Here is a 19,645-nt window from a genome sequence, read left to right as displayed (position 1 = left end):
CGCTTCAATACTTAAAGCCAAATGAGGTTTGCAGGCGCAGGTTATCAGCCTGCTCACCGGCAAAACTCTCTACTTCCCCGTATTGTAGCTCCACGCCTAAACGGGACATCATAGTTGGGTTCCAAATAAGGTTAATAGTGCTGTAGAGACTGTTATTAAATGCTCTAGCGTGTTGCGTAGCAAGGTTGTCAACGTCGACGTAGCTTACCCCTAGGCTAGATGTAAAGCGCTCACTCCATTGCTTATCGAGATACACAAACCCGCCACTGATACCAATTGCTTGTAAATCGCCGTTGCTGTTTAAGCCTGCATCGCTGCCCCCGGTGATAGCGCTGTATATACTGCAACACGGGTCATTGATATAGCGGGCGATGCCTTCGCCAGTTGCAAATTGGAACTTCAATAAATGAGTTTTATCAAGGGCATAATTGCCAGTGACATTGATACCCCATCCAGTTACCGAGTCTTCTTGGGTCGATGTTTCAAAGCCTAAGCTACGTAGTAATAGGGCGGCTTTTATGTAGCCATCTGTGAAACGCTGCTGATAACTGAGCGTAGCGTCTGGCCAATCGTTCTGCTCATTGAAAGAAAGGGTCGCGGGGTCGATATCTCGAGGAAATGCCAAGTCGGCGTCAGAGCGCTCCATGGTCACCATCCATGTTGCCCCCGATGCGCTTTGTTCAGTGCGATAGCGGATTTGTGGTTGACGGGTAAACACCATGGCAGTGGGACCCCAATAATCAATGATGTTGGGAAATGAATTGATGTCCATAAACCCGGAAAAGGTTTGTCCTGCTCCCCAATTCCCAAGCTCACCCCACAGGTGAGTCAGGTGAAAATCGGCATTACCTTGGTCATCAAACATATCGAATTCAAAGCGCGTGGTCATATCACCATAGTGGGTGGGCGTATGGCTGCGAAACGACAGCTTAGATTGGCCAGCGCTCAACAGCGTGTTGTCGTTGGTGGTGTTGTCATCATAAGCAATAGAAGAGGTTTGAAAGCCGGCACGATTCGTCATTTCGCCGTGATTATATATAGCATCAAGCCAAATTTGTCCACCTAGTTGCAACGTCGTCGTTGAGTCGCTTAAGCGAATACTTTTGGCGGGGGCGGCAAAACGGTGACTCGGTCGGGTGGTGTCATTAAAGAGCACTTGCTGCGCCTCTATCGCTGAGACCTTGGCATTATTGGCCACTACTTGGGTGCGTTTTTGTTCGCGCTCCAATGCAGCGATTTTTTTATCTTTAGCAGCCAACTGCTTTTCTAGCTCGCTGAGGCGCTGTTCAAGCGCACTGAGACGCTGTTCTATACTTTGTGCATGACTATTGGCGCTATAGCACAGCACAGACAAGAGCGCTGCGGTGACAACATTTAATGGCAGAAATTTCATTGGCTCTCCTAAAGTTCAACACCCAAAGAAACAATCATCTTGTAGTCATCCTGCTTGGGAATACTGCCATCGGCATTAGCCACAGGGGAGGCAAGATGATCCCACACCAATGATAAGTCCAAATCTATGTCGTTAGTTATATCAATAGAAGCGCCAGCAAGAGCATGTTGAGCATTACCACCTGAGGCGTTCTCGGCAAAGGTGAAGCGATAGTCAAACTTTAAATCTACATTGGTGCGCCATTCGTAATCCAAATTTGACTCAAAATAAAAAGAGGTGGAGGAATTACTGGTATCTTGCCCCGCAGCAACATCACTAAACTCGGTTCGTTGATAGGCTGGCCCCGCACCGATATCCCATTCCAGTTTATCTGTGTCTATTAAGTAGTAGCCAAAACCAGCACCCAGGGTGTATTTGTTATCGATATTTTGAAAAGGGTCGCGGTAATACTCAAAAAATACCGGGCGAAAATACAGTGAGCTGGTATAAAACCAATCAAAGGTGCCATTCGCTCGGACATTGTTTTCAGTCACCTTATCGTCGTTTGATGTACGATCTGCCAGCGCGGTAATGAGTAACCGGTTACTGGCCGTCCGACGTTTTATATCAACACTGGCCGAGAGCTCGGTTTGTTCGGTATTCCCTCTGCTTAAATTCGCGCCTACGCCGACCTTAATAGACCAAGCGCTCAGCTCGTCTTCGGCACTAGGCGCAATAGAAACTAAGTCTTGATAGCGATATTGCGAAGGACTGTTTCCCACAACCACATAGCCTCCGGATATATTCAGCGACCCTTGTTGCACTGTGCCGTCATTAAAGCGCACACTGTGAGAGCGCCCAGATATGACCATATAAATATCTTCTTGATCAATGATCAGGGTATCGAGAATATCGCTTTCAAATTCCACTTTTTTGTCATAGAGCGATTTCAGCTCTCCTTTAAGCCACTCTCCGGAATTTAGGCGTAACCAGTCGTATTTATCGGCTTGTTTGATAACGACCTGACGCTCCTCTAGTAAGGTATCAGGCAACGAACTGGTTGTGTTGGCATTATTGCTAGTACTTATGAGCAACGCCAGTAAGCATAAAGGGTAATGCATTGGTGTCGGTCCTTGAATACTCAGACGTTTCGTAATTGCCTCATTAGTTTAGACGAACGTAAAGCAATTGCTGTGTTCCTACTATGTAGCTAAACACCGATGGTCGGCGCAAACAACCGTTGATAAGTTTTGTATGCATACTCATCGGTCATGCCACTGAGGTAATCACATAGCACGCGTAAAGGATTATCGCCCTGTTGCTCGGCTTTACGATAACTCAATGCGGTTGTTTCCGGCAGCAAGCGTAGGGGATCACTGGCAAATGCGGCAAATAATTCCATGATTAGTTTTTGTCCTTTAAATTCAATTTGCTGCATATGTGGGGCGCGAATAAGGCGTTTATAAATAAAGCGTTTGAGCGCGTTTAATAAACTCATGTAAGCGCTGGGCAGGATCACTTGATAGCGCAAAATATCGCACCCAAAACGGGTGTCTGTTTGCTCAAGTCGGGATTGGGTAATGAACAAGTTAACTAACTCACCAATGATGTCTTTACGCTGCGCTTCACAGCCAAAGAAAAGCCGTTCAGTGATGCGGCTGTCATTTAGCCAAGGACAATCGATTTGAGCAAGTGCTGGCTCGCCATGAGCCTGCCAATCGTGGACAGTGATTTGCTCGGTGGCAATCGCATCTTCAAGATCATGCACCGCATAAGCAATGTCATCTGCCAATTCCATAATGGCGGCATCGAGGGATTTATAACGGGTTTTGTGGCGATATGCATCATACTGCTCATGGCTAGTAAAGCGTTGGCGTTGTGAGTCATCGAGCGGCGCCAAAATCCAATCAAGCAAATCTTGGTCATCATTGTATAAGCCTTTCGCCGGGCGCCAATCGTGCGCTTTTATAAATTGTTGTTTGGCGTTTTGCTCTGGGTGAGTGTGCCAAAGTGTATCAATAAGCGCTGGATACTTTATAAACCCCAGTAAAGTGCGTCGGGTTAGGTTCATGCCGTAGCCCTGCGTGTAGGGCTCTAACTTCGCGACGATCCGCAAGGTTTGCGCATTGCCCTCGAAGCCACCGTGTTCGCGCATCATATAATTCAGGGCAATTTCACCGCCATGGCCAAATGGTGGATGACCAATATCATGGGCTAAACACAAGGTTTCAAGTAATGACTCATCAGGAAGACAAGTAATATCTGGATGTTGTCGACTGAGATGACGTAATAGACCGCTGCCAATTTGCGAAACTTCCAAAGAGTGGGTTAAGCGAGTGCGATAAAAGTCATTCAGGCCAATACCCATAATTTGGGTTTTGGCTTGCAGGCGGCGAAACGCTGCGGCATGAATAATACGTGAGCGATCCACTTGCCAGGATGAGCGATTGTCATTAGGGCGGTGTTTGTGTTCATCGGCGCGCCGTTGTTGCCAGATATGCTGCATGGCTTCCTCAATCTGATCCTTTGCACTGTGCAAAGTGTAAACTATAAATAAAACAAAGTCTTTTCAATCACCCGAGTGTTCAGATTGCGTTTTTAAAACAACCATGTTCGCGATATAATGCCGCGTTTTTTGATCTGGCCTTGGGGGCTCGTGGAGGATTCATGATAAAAAAGCTTGGACTGCTAATAACCGTAATAATCTGTGTGACTGCATTGTTATACCCGTTCATATGGGGAACCCGTGTCGCAGACACTCAGCCACGTGAGGAGCAGCCCACTGTAGAAAAGCCAACAGTGCCGGAAAAACCTCTGCACAACGTTAAGCTACCTAATTTTGCTGCGATAAAGGATGTAAAACAGAAAAAGGCGGCGTTCTTTGACTTTATTCGCGAGCCTATTGAAAAAGCGAATGCTAAGTTACGCTCACAGCGTGCAGTGTTAGAAATCGCCCTGATGATGACCCAATTTGATGAGCCACTTACTGAAGTGCAGATTGATAAAGTCAGCGATATTTTCGCTGAATATGGGCTGGGAGATGAACAAATTAGTGAATTATCATTGCGCCAAGCATTGCGCAGAGTGGATGTGATCCCTAAAGAATTAGTCATGATGCAGGCGGCCAATGAGTCGGCATGGGGTACCTCACGTTTTGCCCGCATCGGACTTAACTTTTTTGGGCAATGGTGCTTTAGTAAGGGCTGCGGTATGGTGCCAAAGCGCCGCAACCAAGGGGCAAAGCATGAGGTTGCAGTGTATCAGTCAGTGCAAGAGGCGGTGAATGCCTATTTTTACAATATCAACACCAACAGCGCGTATCGTGAATTACGCGATATTCGCGCCGACTTACGTAAAGCACAACAGCCAATCGATGCCAAGGCGCTGACGTATGGGTTAATGTCTTACTCTGAGCGCGGTGAAGCCTATATTGAAGAGCTGCAAGCGATGATTGACCATAACAGGACTTACTTCGATGAATAAATGCCTTTTTATTGCCACATTAATGTGTTCAATGGCTGTGAATGCGCAGCCAACAGATGAGCCTGTGGTGATGTCTTACGATGGCTTTTTCGACCGTATGGAGGTTGTCAACGAAGGCAATTTCCAACACGCTAAAGTCGGCTTTTACTTAAAAACCTATGAAAATGCAGAAAATTGCGTGCTAAAGGAAGGCAAAATCGTGACCGAGCGCGAACGCTTTCCTTTAACTTATGACGATAACGGGCAACTGTTCTTGCCCTTTGACAAGCAACTAGATACCCATAAAGCTATGGTCATAGCAACGCCACAGTCAGGACAGTGCCAGTTGAGTATGCAAATTGAAGCGCTAGGACCGTTTACACGATTAACCTATGCGCAAGCTTATACCATCGAGCAAGAGTTTGATGATTTAATTGGCGACTTATCTGGCTTTTTTGTCGGTACGCTGATGCCGTTTTTGTTACCTGAACATAAAGGGGTGCAACTACACTTTGCTGATACGCTGCCGGCGAAGGTGCCAGACAGCTGGCAGTGCCAAGGCTTGCAATGTAAGGTGTCGATTGAGCAGCAGTGGCAAGACAATAATAACACCTTAGTAGAAGGCACGCAGATTCACCGAATTACGCCATGGATAGCGCAGTAGAGAAAGGAATAAGGCCGCTTGAAAAGCGGCCTTATTATACTCTTACAGCTCAATGGCTTGAATTTTTACACCACTGTCAGAGTGTTCTTCTTCGGGAACAGTTGGTGTGTCGAACTGGGCTTTATCCAACGCAATATCGCCGCCATCTATTACTTCACCGGTTTGCAGCTGTGCAAAGTTAAACAGCGAAGTATCAGCCATATGTGAGGGCACCACGTTTTGCATGGCGGTAAAGATGCTTTCAATACGCCCAGGTGATTCTTTATGCCACTGCTGCAGCATCGCCTTGATGTTCTGTCTTTGTAAGTTTTCTTGCGAGCCACACAAGTTGCAAGGAATGATTGGAAACTCTTTTTGTTGTGCGTATGCACTGATATCAGCTTCTTTACAATAGGCCAGTGGGCGGATCACCATGTGCTGGCCGTCATCGCTCATTAGCTTGGCTGGCATGCCTTTCATTTTTCCGCCATAGAACATATTTAAAAACAAGGTTTCAATCATGTCATCACGGTGGTGGCCTAAAGCAATTTTAGTTGCTCCGAGCTCTTTAGCGGTGCGATATAAGATACCACGGCGTAAGCGCGAGCACAGCGAGCAGGTGGTTTTACCCTCAGGCACTTTATCTTTAACAATCGAGTACGTGTCTTCTTCAACAATTTTGTACTCAATACCTAAACCATCCAAGTATTCGGGCAGCACATGCTCAGGAAAGCCGGGTTGTTTTTGGTCTAAATTCACCGCAAACAGCTCAAAGCGTACCGGCGCTGAGCGTTGTAGGTTTTGTAAAATATCGAGTAGGGTGTAGCTGTCTTTACCGCCGGATAAGCACACCATGATGCGGTCGCCTTCTTCAATCATATTGAAGTCAGCAATGGCTTGACCTGTATGGCGGCGTAGCCGCTTTTGCAGTTTATTGAAGTTATATTGCGCTTTGGCTTGTGCTGAATGCGACACCTAGACACCCTTGTTACGGCTCATTTTAAAGGCGCGTATTATAGGCATACAGTGCAGCGGCATCAAGAAAAAGGCGGCATTAGCGCCGCCCAAATGACAGATAGTGTGTAATGGTTGCAGATTAGTCCTCAAGCGGGGAGTGATAGCCATCGGGTTTCAGCGCCAAAACATCACAATCAAGACTATCGATAACATGCTCAGCGGTGTTGCCGACAAGAGCCGCACTAAGACCGGTGCGGCCCACAGTGCCCATCACCACAAGTTCACTGTCGAGCTTTTTCGCAATCCGAGGGATCACATCCTCAGGCAAACCTTCCTCCACATGTTGATGGTGCGTGGCGATACCATGTTGAGCGCCTAATTCTCGCGTTGAATTGAGATGGTGCTCTTTCACCGTTTCATTGTACTGTGAGGGATTAAACTCCGGGATCTCAATAGCAATATTCACCGGTGTTGCCGGGTAAGCATTAACTAAATGCAGGTCGCCCTGAGCTAGTTGGGCGATAAATTTAGCGTCTTGAACAATGCGTTGATTAAGCGCTTGGTGTTGCTCATCATCACTGGAAGCATTAACCGCAGCCACCACTGCACCGCCTACTGGCCAATTATGATCTTTAACTAGCAATAAAGGAGCCGGGCATTTACGGATCAAGTGCCAATCGGTAGGCGTAAAGATCACCGATTTTAGCGTGTCATGTTGGTGTGTGCCTTTGACGACTAGATCATAATCATGGCCGAGCACTTCGCGAATAATGGCTTCGAAAGGGCGGTTATGCCACACCACTTTGGTGTCAAATTGCACATCTTGGTATTGGTGAGTGAGGGTTTTCAACCACTGCTCTTTTTCACTGAGCACCGCTTTGCGCATGGCTTCGCGCTCTTCGGCACTGAGCATTGTGGTCATTTCATAAGAAAAATCATAGATGGACAGGAACGCGGTGATTTGCGCACCGCTTTTTCGCGCCAGTTCGATAGACCGAGACAAACTCTGTTGCTGCTCCACGGTGGGATCAACCACAGCTAAAATACGTTTAATTTTATCCATTGTGCGCCTCCTGCATTACCAAGCGAATTGTAATATACACCATTTCAGTGTAACGCAATTAACGCAATTGAAAAGGGGGCGCAGTCTGTGAGTTTGAGTTAGATCAATCGCTTGGCAAACTTATCGCAGCCGTGTGGGCCAGGGTTTCATGATCTTCAATGGTGATGAACTTACCGTCTACACGGATGAACCCCCCTTTTTGGAAGCGGCTTAATAAGCGGCTGATGGTCTCAACTGTGAGGCCTAGGTAATTACCAATTTCACCGCGCGTCATAGTGAGACGAAACTCTCTGGCTGAGAACCCACGCTCGCTGAAGCGGCGTGATAAGGTGAACAAGAAAGAGGCTAGGCGCTGCTCAGCGGTTTTTTTGTTTAGCAGCAATAACATTTCTTGGTCGTAGTTAATTTCGTTACTCATTAAGCGCATAATCTGCTGGCGCAGCTTCGGTAACTTCCCTGCTAATTCGTCGAGCGTAGCGAAGGGGATCTCGCACACCATAGATGTTTCTAAGGCTTGGGCAAAGCTTTGATGTTTCATGGTTTGAATACCATCAAAACCAACTAAGTCGCCCGCTAAGTGGAATCCGGTGATTTGTTCCTCACCTTGCTCTGATAGAGTAAAGGATTTAAACGAGCCACTGCGCACGGCAAAAATGGACTTCAGTTCGTCTCCAGATTCAAACAGGAAATCCCCTTTGTGCAACGGTTTTTTGCGCTCAATGATATCGTCGAGACGATCCATTTCATCGCCATTGAGGCTATACGGCAGACACAGTTGGGAAATAGAGCAGTTTGTGCAACTAATGGCACAGTTTGACTTACCTGCGTATTTACCTGAAAGGGTTGGTTTTACGTCCATTTTACTATCCAAGGTGAACTGAATGTTTGTGTTAAATCTACGTCAGTAGAGGTTGGCTTGCAACAATAAGGCTATACAACCCATACCAAAGTAATAGATTACCAAGTGCTAGGCGCACCCATGGGTGATTGAGGCCACGCTTTATAAATTGGGCGCCTAATCCTAATGCCAACATGGCAGGGAGTGTCCCAAGCGCAAAGCATAACATAAATAGTGCGCCATTAATCGCGCTTTGGCTGGTGATAGCCCAAGTTAGCGCGCTGTAAACTAAACCACATGGCAGCCACCCCCAAAGTGCACCATAACCCAGGGCCTTGGGATAGGTATTAATTGGCATTAGGTAGCGGTTTAGTTTTACGATATGGCGCCACAAAGCCCATTGTCCGGCTTTTTCCACTGGGCCAAGGGCATTAAATAGCCGCATCACGTACAGGCCAACCAACACCATAAAGACTGCGCTGAATAAGCTTAATACTTGGCTGAGGATGTTACTCTGCTTGGCAAAGGCAGCACTTAGCCCTCCTACAAGGGCACCCGCTAGGGTGTAGCTAAATAGCCGACCTATGTTGTAAGCACTGGCTGCACCGACGGCGTTAAGGTCTTTACTGGCCAATTGAAAACTACCGGCGATACCGCCACACATAGCAACGCAGTGGCCGCTGCCGGCAAGGCCCATAAGCAAAGCAGCGATAAAGTTAATCTCGCTCATTGCTCTTGTCGTGCTCTTCTTTGTCGTCCTCAAAGAGAATGCTGTGGCCTTGTTTATCTAAGTCGGAAAATTGCTCGCTTTTGACTGCCCAAAAGAAAATGCCGATGGCAATAATCACGAACAAAATAGCGATAGGGATTAACACATAAATAATGCTCATAGGCGTAATAGTCGCAACGAGTTGGTAATAACAATAATGGAGCTGGCAGACATACCTATGACCGCCATCCACGGCGCCACGAGGCCCATCGCTGCCAAAGGCAAGATAGCGCCGTTATAACACAGCGACAGTGCCAAGTTTTGACGAACAATTCGGCGTGTTTTTTTGGCAATGGTGATAAGCTTAGACACCGAACGTAAATCGCTGTTTAACAATACCACATCGGCGGTGTTCTTCGAAATATCGGCGCCGCTATCCATCGCAATCGATAAATGTGCGGCGTTAAATACCGGACTGTCATTGACGCCGTCGCCAACCATGGCACAGATATCTCCTTGATTATGCCACAATTGCATCAGTGCTAATTTGTCTTGTGGCAGCAGCGCACTGTGACATGCATCTAATTGCAGTTGCTGGCTTAATTGGGCACCTTTATCAGAGGGGTCGCCAGTAAGCATCACGCGCTCAATGCCTTGATGTTTTAACTCCTGTTGCAGCTCTTGTGCATATTCTCTTACTTTATCTTGTAAAAAGAATGCGGCCACGGCGGATTCGTTTACATATAACACCGCCTGCGCATTTTTAGGTTGCGGGCCTGCAAACCAGCTCGCTTTACCAATGTGCACACGCTGACCTTGCCAAATACCAGCCACCCCATAACCTGTGTGTACTTGGGCATCGGTGATGACTAGTTGGGTAGCAGCACTCGCACTCTCGGTAAACGCTTTGGCTATGGGGTGCTCGGAATACGCTTCTAAAGCGCTGGCCAATGTATGTATTTGCTGCTCGTCGTAGGCGTTATCTAGTATTTCCGTGTGGTCAATAACAAAGCGCCCTAACGTCAGGGTACCCGTTTTATCAAAGCCCACCTTGGTGAGCTTGGTGGCTGTCTCTAACACATGAGACTGTTTGATTAACACCCCGCGCTTGGTGAGGTTGGCCACAGCACAGGTTAGTGCGGTGGGGATGGCCAAACTCAGTGCACATGGGCAAGTTGCAACTAACACCGCAATGGTGATCCAAAAGGCGTGCTCGGGAGCAATACTGTACCAAGCTGCTGCGGTAATCGAGGCAAAAATGAGTAAGCAGGCAACAAACCACTGGGCAACCTTGTCGGTTACTTGGGCTGTGCGCGGGCGTTGGCTTAATGCTGAGTGTTGCAGTCTGATGATTTGGTTGACCAAGGTATTTTGGCCCACTTTATTGATCTCTATCGTCAGTATGCCGTCATGGTTGAGAGTGCCAGCATGGACTTGGTCGCCTACACGCTTAGTCACAGGGTGGTGCTCGCCGGTCATCATTGACTCATCAACACTGGAATGCCCCGCAATCACCACGCCGTCAGCGGCAATGGTTTCGCCGGCTTTGACGCGTACAATATCGCCTAAGACGAGTAATTTAGCGCTAGTTATATGCTCTTCATTATTCTCTACTTTGCGCGCTGTTAGGGGCAGTAATTTTTGCAAATTAGCGGTAAATTCACTGGCTTTAAGGCGAGCGCGAAACTCTAAATACTTACCCAGTAACAGCAAGAAGGTAAACATACAAATGGATTCGAAATACACTTCGCCTTGCTCGGTCAGTGTGGCAAAGCAGCTGGCAAAGTAAGCACCGAATATTGCCAGCGATACCGGCACATCCATATTTAATTGTTTAGCGCGAAGACCACTGATGGCATTGGTTAAAAAGGGCAGTGCAGAGTAAAAAATTACGGGCGTAGCAAGGGTTAAACTGATCCAGCGGAAGTATTGCTCAAAGTTCTCCTCCATGCCCGAGAACATGCCAAAGTACATGGCAAAGGCGAACATCATCACCTGCATGGTCATCAGGCCCGCGACGCCAAGGCGACGGATAAAGCTCTTGGCTGTTGCCTGTTTTTGTGCTGCTTCACTATCAGCTTGAAAAGGGTAACTCTTATAACCGATCTCAGCGAGACTGGTGATCAAGGTGCTGAGCTTGACCTGTTCGTCGTTCCACACCACCATGGCGCGATGAGTGGAGGTATTAACATCAACACGTTTTACACCCTGATGGGCGAGCAGTTGCCTTTCAATCAGCCAAGCGCAGGCAGCACAACTGATCCCTTCGACACTGAGCAGTACCTCTTTATCGTCGCCTTGATGAGCCACAAACTCTTGCTGAATACTTTCTTGGTCGTAGCTTTTTATAAGTGCAAGTTGCTCTGGCACGAGCTGTTCGACTTTACCGGCAGACTCTGTGCGATACTTATAATAATCGGTCATGCCTTGGTCAACGATGGTCTGGGCGACAGCTTTACAGCCAATGCAACACATGGGCTGCGCATGACCTTGAATGGTGACCGATTCATTAAAGCCAGCCGGAACTGGCTCAAGACAGTGAAAACACGTCTTTGCGCTCATTTACTTATACTCAGGGTCAACTTTTACGGTGCCGTTCAAGGGCAGCTGAATATTTTCTTTTAGCTTCCAGCTGTCATCAAAAGGAGTAATAAACACAGTGTAAGCACCCTGTGGGATAGGGGAGTCTAATAGCGCCGTGAATTCACCACGGGCATTTTGCGTGAGTCTAAAACGAATATCTTTTTCTTCAATGGTGCGGTGATACAGGCCGATATTGAGCGCTGCAACTTTTGATGCGTCGCCTTTGGTAAAGCGGAACACCACACGCTCTTGGTCAATATCAAGGTCGCCGTGTAAGTAGAGCGCTTTGGCTTTATTAAACTTGCTCAGCTCGAGGTTGATGGCCTTGCCTTTTTTGTAATAATCATCCACTACCATATCAGGGCCGTTGCCAACAGCGAAGGTGATAAGACCGATGCAGGCTATTATTGTCACTAGTGGGAAAAACAACAGAAACCAAGGCCAAAACTGCTTATACCAAGGGGGAGACACTGCTTTCATAACGCACTTCATATTGCCGAATAGTGGCTGCTATTTTACGGTATTAGAACAAAAATTCCCAAAAAAAAGCCTCCAAATTAGGAGGCTTTTTGATTTCAATTAATCTAAGCGATTATTTTTCCTGAGACAGGCTGTATACGTATGCCGTTAACAGGTGAACTTTGTCCTCGCCAAGAATTTCTTTCCAAGCGGGCATGACACCGGCGCGACCGTTACGTAGCGTTTCTTCAACTGAACGCTTTGAGCCACTACCGTATAACCAAATGTTATCGGTAAGGTTAGGCGCCCCAAACGGTAGGTTGTGAGCAACAGAGCCTTTACCATCAGCACCGTGACAGGCAGCACACATAGCGAACTTAGCGGCACCGGCCTCAGCGTCTTTTTGGTTAACTGTACGCCCAGAAAGGCTAAGTACATAGGCGGTCATCTCTTTGATACCTTGGTCACCCAATGCAGCTTCCCAGCTCGGCATGGCAGCTACACGACCATGCAGTAATGTTTCTTTGATCTTATCTGGCGAGCCACCATATAACCAATCATTATCGGTCAGATTAGGGAAGCCGTCACCGCCACGCGCATCAGAGCCGTGACATTGTGCGCAGTTTTGTAAGAACAAACGTTGACCAATTTCTAACGCCTTTTCATCCGCTGCTAAGTCAAGTACATCACGCTTGGCAAAAGACTCAAAGATAGGGCCATAGCGTTTTTCAGCGGCACGAATTTCATCGTCAAGCTGAATACGGTAGCCGTTTTCTTCGGCTTCACTGACGGCTTGCTTTGACTCTTCTAAAGACGTAATGCCTTGGTTCGAGCTTTTCCACTTAAATAGGCCTTCAAAGTTACCTAAACCAGGGTAAGCAGCAAGGTAAAACACTGCCCAAATAAAGGTGGCGAAGAACATGTATGTCCACCATTTTGGTAGTGGGTTGTTCACCTCTTCAATGCCATCAAATTCGTGGCCACAACTTTCACCCTCTTTTACACCCACATAGTTTTTCAAGTTCCAAACTAGTAGAGCAAAAATGAGAGCTAGACAGGCCACTGTTAACACGATGACCCAAATACTCCAAAAGCTAGTCATTTCTCAGACTCCTTTTCCTCATGTGTGATTGTGTTTTGGTGTTTCTTTTCGTCTTCAAACACCGAGTTGGCTGCGTCGTCGAAGCGCTTCTTACTGCGCTTACTGAATGCCCACAACACAATCACGATAAAAAGTACCATTATTACCAGAGTTAAAATGCCTCTGAACGTGCCGTAATCCATAATAATTACTTCAAGTGTGTGCCAAGTTGTTGCAAGTAGGCGATTAAGGCTTCCATTTCGGTTTTGCCTTGCACCGCTTCTTTGGCGCCTTGAATGTCTTCATCCGTATAAGGCACGCCAAAATCCTGGAATACTTCCATTTTCTTAGCCGTTAACTCGCCATCAAGTACGTTTTCATCCAACCAAGGAAAAGCTGGCATGTTTGACTCTGGAACCACAGCGCGTGGGTCCATAAGGTGGGCGTAGTGCCAATCGTCAGAGTAGCGCTCGCCTACACGTGCAAGGTCAGGACCGGTACGTTTTGAGCCCCATTGGAAAGGGTGATCCCATACCGACTCACCAGCCACCGAGTAGTGACCATAGCGCTCTACCTCGTCACGGAAAGGACGGATCATCTGTGAGTGACAGTTGTAACAACCTTCACGAACATAGATATCACGGCCTTCAAGCTCAAGCGCTGTGAGTGGGCGAAGCCCATCTACAGGCTCAGTAGTGTCTTTTTGGAACATCAGCGGGGTGATTTCCACAAGTGCACCAAAGCTAATCGCGAACACCGTTAGGATGGCCATTAGGCCGACGTTCTTTTCAACAATTTCGTGTTTGTTGCTAGAGTTTTTATTGCTCATCATCTACCCCTTAAGCTGGTTGTGCCTGTGTATCGTCAGCGATTGCGCCTTTTTTGGCAGCAATGGTGCGATAACAGTTATAAGCCATAACCAACATACCCGTTACGATGAATACACCGCCTAGGAAACGCATGATGTAGAAGGGATAAGACGCTTCTAGTGATTGTACGAAGCTGTACATTAAGGTGCCGTCTTCGTTCACTGCACGCCACATTAGACCCTGCATTACACCTGAAATCCACATTGCCACGATGTAAAGTACAACGCCCACAGTGTGTAGCCAGAAATGCGTGTTAACCAGCTTGATGCTGTACATGCGACCATGGCCGAACAATGCCGGGATTAGGTGATAGATTGCACCAATAGAAATCATCGCTACCCAACCAAGCGCACCAGAGTGTACGTGACCTACGGTCCAGTCAGTGTAGTGAGATAGGGCGTTTACCGATTTGATAGCCATCATCGGGCCTTCGAAAGTCGACATGCCGTAGAATGACAGTGATACCACCAAGAAACGCAGTACTGGGTCTGTGCGCAATTTGTGCCACGCGCCCGACAGGGTCATGATACCGTTGATCATCCCACCCCAAGAAGGTACGAATAGAATCACCGACATCACCATGCCTAGCGACTGTGTCCAGTCTGGCAGAGCAGTGTAGTGTAGGTGGTGAGGACCAGCCCAAATGTAAAGAGATACAAGTGCCCAGAAGTGTACAACCGATAAACGGTACGAGTACACAGGACGCCCCGCTTGTTTAGGAACGAAGTAGTACATCATTCCAAGGAAGCCCGCTGTCAGTAGGAAACCTACTGCGTTGTGGCCGTACCACCATTGCACCATGGCATCCACTGCACCGGCATAAATGGAGTATGACTTGGTCAGCGAGACAGGCACGGCCATGCTGTTCACAATGTGTAAAACGGCTACCGTGATAATGAAACCAGCATAGAACCAGTTTGCCACGTAAATGTGTGACACCTTACGCTTGATTAGCGTGCCGAAGAACACCACGGCATACGAGACCCACACGACGGCAATCAGAATATCAATTGGCCACTCAAGCTCAGCGTACTCTTTTGAGCTAGTAATACCCATAGGTAAGGTAATTGCTGCAAGTACGATGACAAGTTGCCAGCCCCAGAACGTGAAGGCCGCGAGTTTGTCGGAGAAAAGACGGGTTTGGCAGGTGCGTTGCACAACGTAATAAGACGTTGCAAAAAGGGCACTGGTGCCGAAAGCGAAGATAACTGCGTTCGTATGTAACGGACGAAGTCGAGAGTAAGTTAGCCATGGGGTATCGAAGTTCAACGCTGGCCAGGCAAGCTGGGCGGCAATCAGAACACCGACACTCATGCCAACGATGCCCCAAATCACTGTCATAATAGCGAATTGGCGAACAACTTTATAGTTGTACTCAGTTTGTGATGCTACTGTTTGGCTCATTGTCAGGTTTCCGCTGCATTATTATGCGATTAGAAATGAATTACCTATTCTATGCGAATAGGCCCTACTGATTGTGCTCCAAGCCCGCTATCTAAAACCCTCAACACTTTGAGCATTTCAGAAAACACACTCGAAACACGCTTATTATTTTCGGCCGAAATGATAAAATTTTTGACCTTAAAAAGATAGCGCAAATGGCTAAAATAATGACTTCAATCAAATTATCCCAAGAAGTTGGGGAAAATTTAACTGACTTCTGGTGTAATAAAGCATCAGCCCAATAATGTGTTAGCTACAAGTACGTAATACAGTGACAGAATCGATTACTTCACCACGCGTTGAGCGTGAAAAAAAATACCGCCCAAGCGGCCACCCCCTTTGCTCTGGTGTTGGCGTGCTGATCTGCACATTACTGCTTATCGCTGGTTGTGACAGCGACTCGACGACAAGTATAGAAAATCTCAGTCCGAATACCAGTTGTTGCGAGCATCAGCAGCAAACACATCAAGACATTACCTTTGCCTTGAGTGCTGAACAGGTTCACCCTGAGAACCCGTTTGCGATAAAACTAACACTGCCTAAGCACACTCAAGTAATTAAAGCGCACTTGGAGGGTGTTGGCATGTACATGGGACGCATCCCGGTTTTGTTCAACAAAGTGGGCGCGGGCACTTGGGTTGCAAACACTCAAGTAGGGAGTTGCAGTGAACCAACAATGCGCTGGCAACTCGTTGTTGAAACTGCACAAAACACTCAACAGCAAATTCATCACTTCCAATTTATCTCGACCCCAGCATATTAACTCGACCCCAGCATATTAAAAGACGAAGGCACTGGCTCACTCGGTGTCGATAAGCTGGTGCGGCAAGTCTTTATTGCGCAGCGAATATCTGCGTGTCTGTAAATTGATATGCATAAAAAATCATCCAAACCTGTATTAAATTCGTTCAAGTTAAGTGTTTGCATCATTCTCAAGTTGATTGCGATCGCTGTGCGCTTATAAAAAATAGTGGAGGTTTTTGAATGGGGTAATAAGTTTGTGTGTATAGGTTGTAAATAATCATTTAAGTTAAAACAATTACTGCTGGTTACATTGAATTACAAAATGCGTACACATAGTTTCATTAGTCAAATAAGTGTGTGAAAGTGGGGTAGGTTGCCTGCTTTTGCTGGTTTGTGGGTTGATACATTTATAACATTTCTTTACATGGGTAATGTATCTATATACCCACAGCTTAGGCGGGTTAAAATTAAATCTTTCATTCAGTTATTGTTCATTTAAATAGTCCTAAGTTGCGTCTCGTTATGCAGTACCTTCATATAAAAATGAACTGCTATCGGCCCGATATGGGTAAAAATTCAACAAGTAGGGTTTAATATGAAAAAGACACAACTAGGGCTAGCCGTTGCTGCGGCACTGCCTATGTTCTCAAGTGTTCAAGCAATTGCGGCAGATTCTTCAGCTGAAGCAATTGAAAAAATTCAAGTGACCGGCTCACGCATCAAGCGTGCCGACATGGAAACTGCTAGCCCAGTTACATTGATTGGCGCCGATGACATCAAAGCGATGGGCGCAACCAGCATCGACAGCGTTTTGCAAAAAATGACTGCGACCGGCGGTGCCATGACCAACCCAGGTATCAACAATGGTTCAGGCGGTAACGCGCGTATCGACCTACGTGGTCTTGGTGCTCAGCGTACGCTAGTACTTGTAAATGGTCGTCGTATGATTAACTCTGGTACTGGTGCAGCGTCAACTGTTGACCTTAACACTATCCCAGTATCAATGATTAAATCAGTTGAAGTACTGAAAGATGGCGCATCTGCAGTATATGGTACTGACGCGGTAGCGGGTGTTGTTAACATCATCCTTAAAGACAACTTCGAAGGTCTAGACATGAACCTTAACACTGCGATGAGCGGTGAAGGTGATGCAGAAGAAAGCTCGTTCGACATCACTGTAGGTGGTTCTTTTGACCGTGGTAACGTTGTAATTGGCCTTCAGTACACAGACCGTGGCGAAGCTTCTCAAGCAGACCGTGAATTTTCTGAGTGCCCAATTGCCGAAGCTGGCGGTGAGTTAAATTGTAACGGCGGTTCTGTATACGCTCAAGGTGGCCACATTTGGCAAGATGGCGTTATCGGTGATGTGAACAAAAAAGGTGAGTCTGTAGACGAAGACGGTAACCCAATCACTTCAGGTCTTGCGCTAAATGACTCAGGCCTTAGCGGCATGGGTGGTCTGCACCCGTTCACTGATGCAGATCGTTACAATTTCGCACCTGATAGCTACCTATACACGCCAATGGAGCGTTTAAACCTAACAGGTATCGCTAACTACGAGCTAACAGACGACACACGTCTTTTCACTGAGTTCACCTACAGTAAGCGTTGGTCTCAGCAGCAAATGGCGCCGCAACCAATCTGGTTTGGCTTCAAGTACGATGAAGCGATGGGCGATTCACTACTAGGTCAAACATACAACTCAAAAGTTGACCGTGATGGTGACGGCATTGCTGACCGTGATGCTGATGGTGAGTACATCACTGAAACAGCTAACTACGCATATGGAGACCAAATCTTCTATGGTCGCCGTATGAGCGACACAGGCCCTCGTTTCTTCGAGCAGTCTGTAGACACTGTTCGTGCAGTAATTGGTGCGGAAGGTTTTGTAGGCGACTACGCTTGGGATGTATCAGCTAACTTCGGTCGTAACGACTCTGTTGATAAGCTAAGCAACCTACACAACGTAGGTTCACTTACTGACAGCATCATGTTTACAAATGACGAAGGTCAAGTTGAAGGTACATTTAACCCGCTTGATCAGGCTGCATGGACTTCTGAAGATTTCCGCAAAAATATTTACACCGAAGTAAACAACGGTGGTAGCCAACTATTCATCTTGTCTGCGTCTGTATCTGGCGAAATGTTTGAAATGCCTGCTGGCTACTCAGCATTCGCTGCAGGTGTTGAGCGTCGTCAAGAAAAAGCATGGTACACGCCTGATTCACTAACAGCTCAGGGTCTGGCTAACGATCCAGCAGTTGAACCTACCTCAGGTGGCTTCGATGTAAACGAAGCGTATGTAGAATTCGCTCTACCACTTCTAGCAGATGTGCCTTTTGCTGAAATGGTTGACCTAAGCGCAGCAATCCGTGCGTTCGACTACAGCACGTTCGGTAGCGACGAAACATGGAAACTAGGTCTTACTTGGAAAGTTAACGAAGAGCTAATGCTACGTAGTGTTGTTTCAACAGCATTCCGTGCGCCAACTGTTGACGAGCTATATTCTGGTAACTCTCCGTCATTCGAGCAAGTAGAATTCCCTGGTGCGCAAGACCAAGCAGAAGTCACTGTAGGTGGTAACCAAGATCTAATGCCTGAAGAAGCAGACACGCTAACTGCAGGCCTAGTTTATGAGCCAAGCTGGTTCGAAGGCTTCTCAATGACACTTGATTACTATGACATTGAGATTGAGAACGCAATCACTGAAGTAGACAATCAGTACATCGTTGATACTTGTCTTGAAGACGCAGATAAGAACTCTGGTCTAGCACTTTGCCAGTCTGCTAATGTAACTATCGACTCAACTGGTCGTATTATTTTCAACAACCAGTTGCAAAACATTGGTTCAGAGCAAACTTCAGGTTACGACTTGAACCTTAAGTATACGTTCGAAGCGGCAGGTCTAAACTGGCGTACAAGTTTAGATACAACTTTCCTTGACGAGTACATTGTTCAAGCAACTGAAGAGCCAGTTGATTATGCAGGTTTAATCACATCAGGTACTGGTGGTTATGCTGAAATCAAGTCAAACTTCACTTTGAACGTCTCGGGCGATAACTGGGATATGCAGTATCAAGCACGTTACATTGCTGGTATGGATAGCTTCAGCTGTCTTGAAAAAGATGACTGTTACGCACCTACAACTCCTAGTGTTACATACCACGACCTAAGTGGTTCATACATCGTAAATGATGCAGTAACGCTAACTGGTGGTGTGAACAACTTGTTTGATAAGCAGCCTCCGTACTACACAGGTAACAATGACTCAAACACTGACCCGTACACTTATGATGTACTAGGTCGTCGCTTCTTCGCAGGTGTGAACGTTAAGTTTTAAACTGCGCTAAGCTACGAGTGATAAAATGCCCATCAGCTTGCTGATGGGCATTTTTTATGTGTCTAAACAATGGTATAACTAA

Annotated in this window: 18 protein-coding genes; 4 read left to right on the top strand and 14 right to left on the bottom strand. The window is 46.8% G+C overall.

The window, feature by feature from the left end:
• Positions 1–4: 4 nt before the first annotated feature.
• From MHM93_RS09540 to MHM93_RS09530, 3 genes are all read right to left on the bottom strand, one after another.
• A complete protein-coding gene (locus MHM93_RS09540; protein ID WP_239448900.1) occupies positions 5–1,393 on the bottom strand; it encodes a DcaP family trimeric outer membrane transporter in 1,389 nt (462 codons plus the stop codon).
• Between the two features lie 8 nt (positions 1,394–1,401).
• Entirely contained in the window at positions 1,402–2,493 is a 1,092-nt protein-coding gene (locus MHM93_RS09535; protein ID WP_239448898.1) for a DUF481 domain-containing protein, read from the bottom strand.
• Between the two features lie 89 nt (positions 2,494–2,582).
• A complete protein-coding gene (locus MHM93_RS09530) occupies positions 2,583–3,878 on the bottom strand; it encodes an anti-phage deoxyguanosine triphosphatase (protein WP_239448896.1) in 1,296 nt (431 codons plus the stop codon).
• 161 nt (positions 3,879–4,039) lie between these two features.
• Between MHM93_RS09530 and MHM93_RS09525 the strand changes: the two genes are divergently transcribed.
• Positions 4,040–4,855 (top strand): glucosaminidase domain-containing protein, encoded by an 816-nt coding sequence (locus tag MHM93_RS09525; RefSeq protein ID WP_239448895.1) that lies wholly within the window; start codon positions 4,040–4,042, stop codon positions 4,853–4,855.
• Positions 4,848–5,498, top strand: coding sequence for a DUF2987 domain-containing protein (locus MHM93_RS09520; protein WP_239448891.1), 651 nt, complete (start codon positions 4,848–4,850; stop codon positions 5,496–5,498). Before MHM93_RS09525 ends, MHM93_RS09520 begins: the two co-directional genes overlap by 8 nt.
• Before the next feature lie 42 nt (positions 5,499–5,540).
• Here MHM93_RS09520 and ttcA read toward each other — a convergent pair whose 3' ends face one another.
• The 11 genes from ttcA to ccoN all read right to left on the bottom strand — a co-directional run bounded on the left by ttcA (position 5,541) and on the right by ccoN (position 15,440).
• Entirely contained in the window at positions 5,541–6,452 is a 912-nt protein-coding gene (gene ttcA, locus MHM93_RS09515) for a tRNA 2-thiocytidine(32) synthetase TtcA (protein WP_045978666.1), read from the bottom strand.
• A 121-nt stretch (positions 6,453–6,573) separates the two neighbouring features.
• On the bottom strand, positions 6,574–7,497 hold the full coding sequence (gene uspE, locus MHM93_RS09510) for a universal stress protein UspE (RefSeq protein ID WP_045978667.1): 924 nt from the start codon (positions 7,495–7,497) through the stop codon (positions 6,574–6,576).
• A gap of 103 nt (positions 7,498–7,600) precedes the next feature.
• Entirely contained in the window at positions 7,601–8,356 is a 756-nt protein-coding gene (locus MHM93_RS09505) for an FNR family transcription factor (protein WP_022943658.1), read from the bottom strand.
• 37 nt (positions 8,357–8,393) lie between these two features.
• Entirely contained in the window at positions 8,394–9,065 is a 672-nt protein-coding gene (locus MHM93_RS09500) for a sulfite exporter TauE/SafE family protein (RefSeq protein WP_239448890.1), read from the bottom strand.
• Positions 9,052–9,225 (bottom strand): cbb3-type cytochrome oxidase assembly protein CcoS, encoded by a 174-nt coding sequence (gene ccoS / locus MHM93_RS09495; protein WP_022943660.1) that lies wholly within the window; start codon positions 9,223–9,225, stop codon positions 9,052–9,054. Before ccoS ends, MHM93_RS09500 begins: the two co-directional genes overlap by 14 nt.
• Positions 9,222–11,606, bottom strand: coding sequence for a heavy metal translocating P-type ATPase (locus tag MHM93_RS09490; RefSeq protein ID WP_239448888.1), 2,385 nt, complete (start codon positions 11,604–11,606; stop codon positions 9,222–9,224). The genes ccoS and MHM93_RS09490 overlap by 4 nt, the downstream gene beginning before the upstream one ends.
• Positions 11,607–12,098, bottom strand: a complete 492-nt coding sequence (locus tag MHM93_RS09485) for a FixH family protein (protein ID WP_026110935.1) — start codon at positions 12,096–12,098, stop codon at positions 11,607–11,609.
• A gap of 121 nt (positions 12,099–12,219) precedes the next feature.
• Entirely contained in the window at positions 12,220–13,188 is a 969-nt protein-coding gene (ccoP, locus tag MHM93_RS09480) for a cytochrome-c oxidase, cbb3-type subunit III (protein ID WP_022943663.1), read from the bottom strand.
• Positions 13,185–13,370 carry a CcoQ/FixQ family Cbb3-type cytochrome c oxidase assembly chaperone gene (locus tag MHM93_RS09475; protein ID WP_045978669.1) on the bottom strand — a complete coding sequence of 62 codons (186 nt, stop codon included), beginning with the start codon at positions 13,368–13,370 and terminating at the stop codon, positions 13,185–13,187. Before MHM93_RS09475 ends, ccoP begins: the two co-directional genes overlap by 4 nt.
• Positions 13,371–13,375: 5 nt before the next feature.
• A complete protein-coding gene (ccoO, locus tag MHM93_RS09470; protein ID WP_022943665.1) occupies positions 13,376–13,996 on the bottom strand; it encodes a cytochrome-c oxidase, cbb3-type subunit II in 621 nt (206 codons plus the stop codon).
• A gap of 10 nt (positions 13,997–14,006) precedes the next feature.
• On the bottom strand, positions 14,007–15,440 hold the full coding sequence (gene ccoN / locus MHM93_RS09465) for a cytochrome-c oxidase, cbb3-type subunit I (RefSeq protein ID WP_022943666.1): 1,434 nt from the start codon (positions 15,438–15,440) through the stop codon (positions 14,007–14,009).
• Between the two features lie 310 nt (positions 15,441–15,750).
• On the opposite strand from ccoN, the gene MHM93_RS09460 reads away from it, so the two are divergent.
• Both MHM93_RS09460 and MHM93_RS09455 read left to right on the top strand, forming a co-directional pair.
• Positions 15,751–16,242: a hypothetical protein gene (locus MHM93_RS09460; RefSeq protein WP_239448886.1), complete on the top strand. Its 492-nt coding sequence runs from the start codon at positions 15,751–15,753 to the stop codon at positions 16,240–16,242.
• Between the two features lie 576 nt (positions 16,243–16,818).
• The gene (locus MHM93_RS09455; RefSeq protein ID WP_239448884.1) at positions 16,819–19,563 is read left to right on the top strand and encodes a TonB-dependent receptor; all 2,745 of its coding nucleotides are present in this window, start codon (positions 16,819–16,821) and stop codon (positions 19,561–19,563) included.
• Positions 19,564–19,645: the final 82 nt, after the last annotated feature.

This window comes from Pseudoalteromonas sp. MM17-2 (genome assembly GCF_022347945.1).
In the GTDB taxonomy this organism is placed as follows: domain Bacteria; phylum Pseudomonadota; class Gammaproteobacteria; order Enterobacterales; family Alteromonadaceae; genus Pseudoalteromonas; species Pseudoalteromonas ruthenica.
This window is presented reverse-complemented; position numbering and strand designations above follow the sequence as displayed.

Bases quoted from the DNA above. Each gene is read 5' to 3' on its own strand.
- MHM93_RS09525 (WP_239448895.1), top strand. From the start codon at position 4,040: ATGATAAAAAAGCTTGGACTGCTAATAACCGTAATAATCTGTGTGACT.
- ccoS (WP_022943660.1), bottom strand. From the start codon at position 9,225: ATGAGCATTATTTATGTGTTAATCCCTATCGCTATTTTGTTCGTGATT.
- MHM93_RS09500 (WP_239448890.1), bottom strand. From the start codon at position 9,065: ATGAGCGAGATTAACTTTATCGCTGCTTTGCTTATGGGCCTTGCCGGC.
- MHM93_RS09530 (WP_239448896.1), bottom strand. From the start codon at position 3,878: ATGCAGCATATCTGGCAACAACGGCGCGCCGATGAACACAAACACCGC.
- uspE (WP_045978667.1), bottom strand. From the start codon at position 7,497: ATGGATAAAATTAAACGTATTTTAGCTGTGGTTGATCCCACCGTGGAG.
- ccoP (WP_022943663.1), bottom strand. From the start codon at position 13,188: ATGACTAGCTTTTGGAGTATTTGGGTCATCGTGTTAACAGTGGCCTGT.
- MHM93_RS09535 (WP_239448898.1), bottom strand. From the start codon at position 2,493: ATGCATTACCCTTTATGCTTACTGGCGTTGCTCATAAGTACTAGCAAT.
- MHM93_RS09475 (WP_045978669.1), bottom strand. From the start codon at position 13,370: ATGGATTACGGCACGTTCAGAGGCATTTTAACTCTGGTAATAATGGTA.
- MHM93_RS09455 (WP_239448884.1), top strand. From the start codon at position 16,819: ATGAAAAAGACACAACTAGGGCTAGCCGTTGCTGCGGCACTGCCTATG.
- ccoN (WP_022943666.1), bottom strand. From the start codon at position 15,440: ATGAGCCAAACAGTAGCATCACAAACTGAGTACAACTATAAAGTTGTT.
- MHM93_RS09490 (WP_239448888.1), bottom strand. From the start codon at position 11,606: ATGAGCGCAAAGACGTGTTTTCACTGTCTTGAGCCAGTTCCGGCTGGC.
- MHM93_RS09505 (WP_022943658.1), bottom strand. From the start codon at position 8,356: ATGGACGTAAAACCAACCCTTTCAGGTAAATACGCAGGTAAGTCAAAC.
- MHM93_RS09520 (WP_239448891.1), top strand. From the start codon at position 4,848: ATGAATAAATGCCTTTTTATTGCCACATTAATGTGTTCAATGGCTGTG.
- MHM93_RS09540 (WP_239448900.1), bottom strand. From the start codon at position 1,393: ATGAAATTTCTGCCATTAAATGTTGTCACCGCAGCGCTCTTGTCTGTG.
- ccoO (WP_022943665.1), bottom strand. From the start codon at position 13,996: ATGAGCAATAAAAACTCTAGCAACAAACACGAAATTGTTGAAAAGAAC.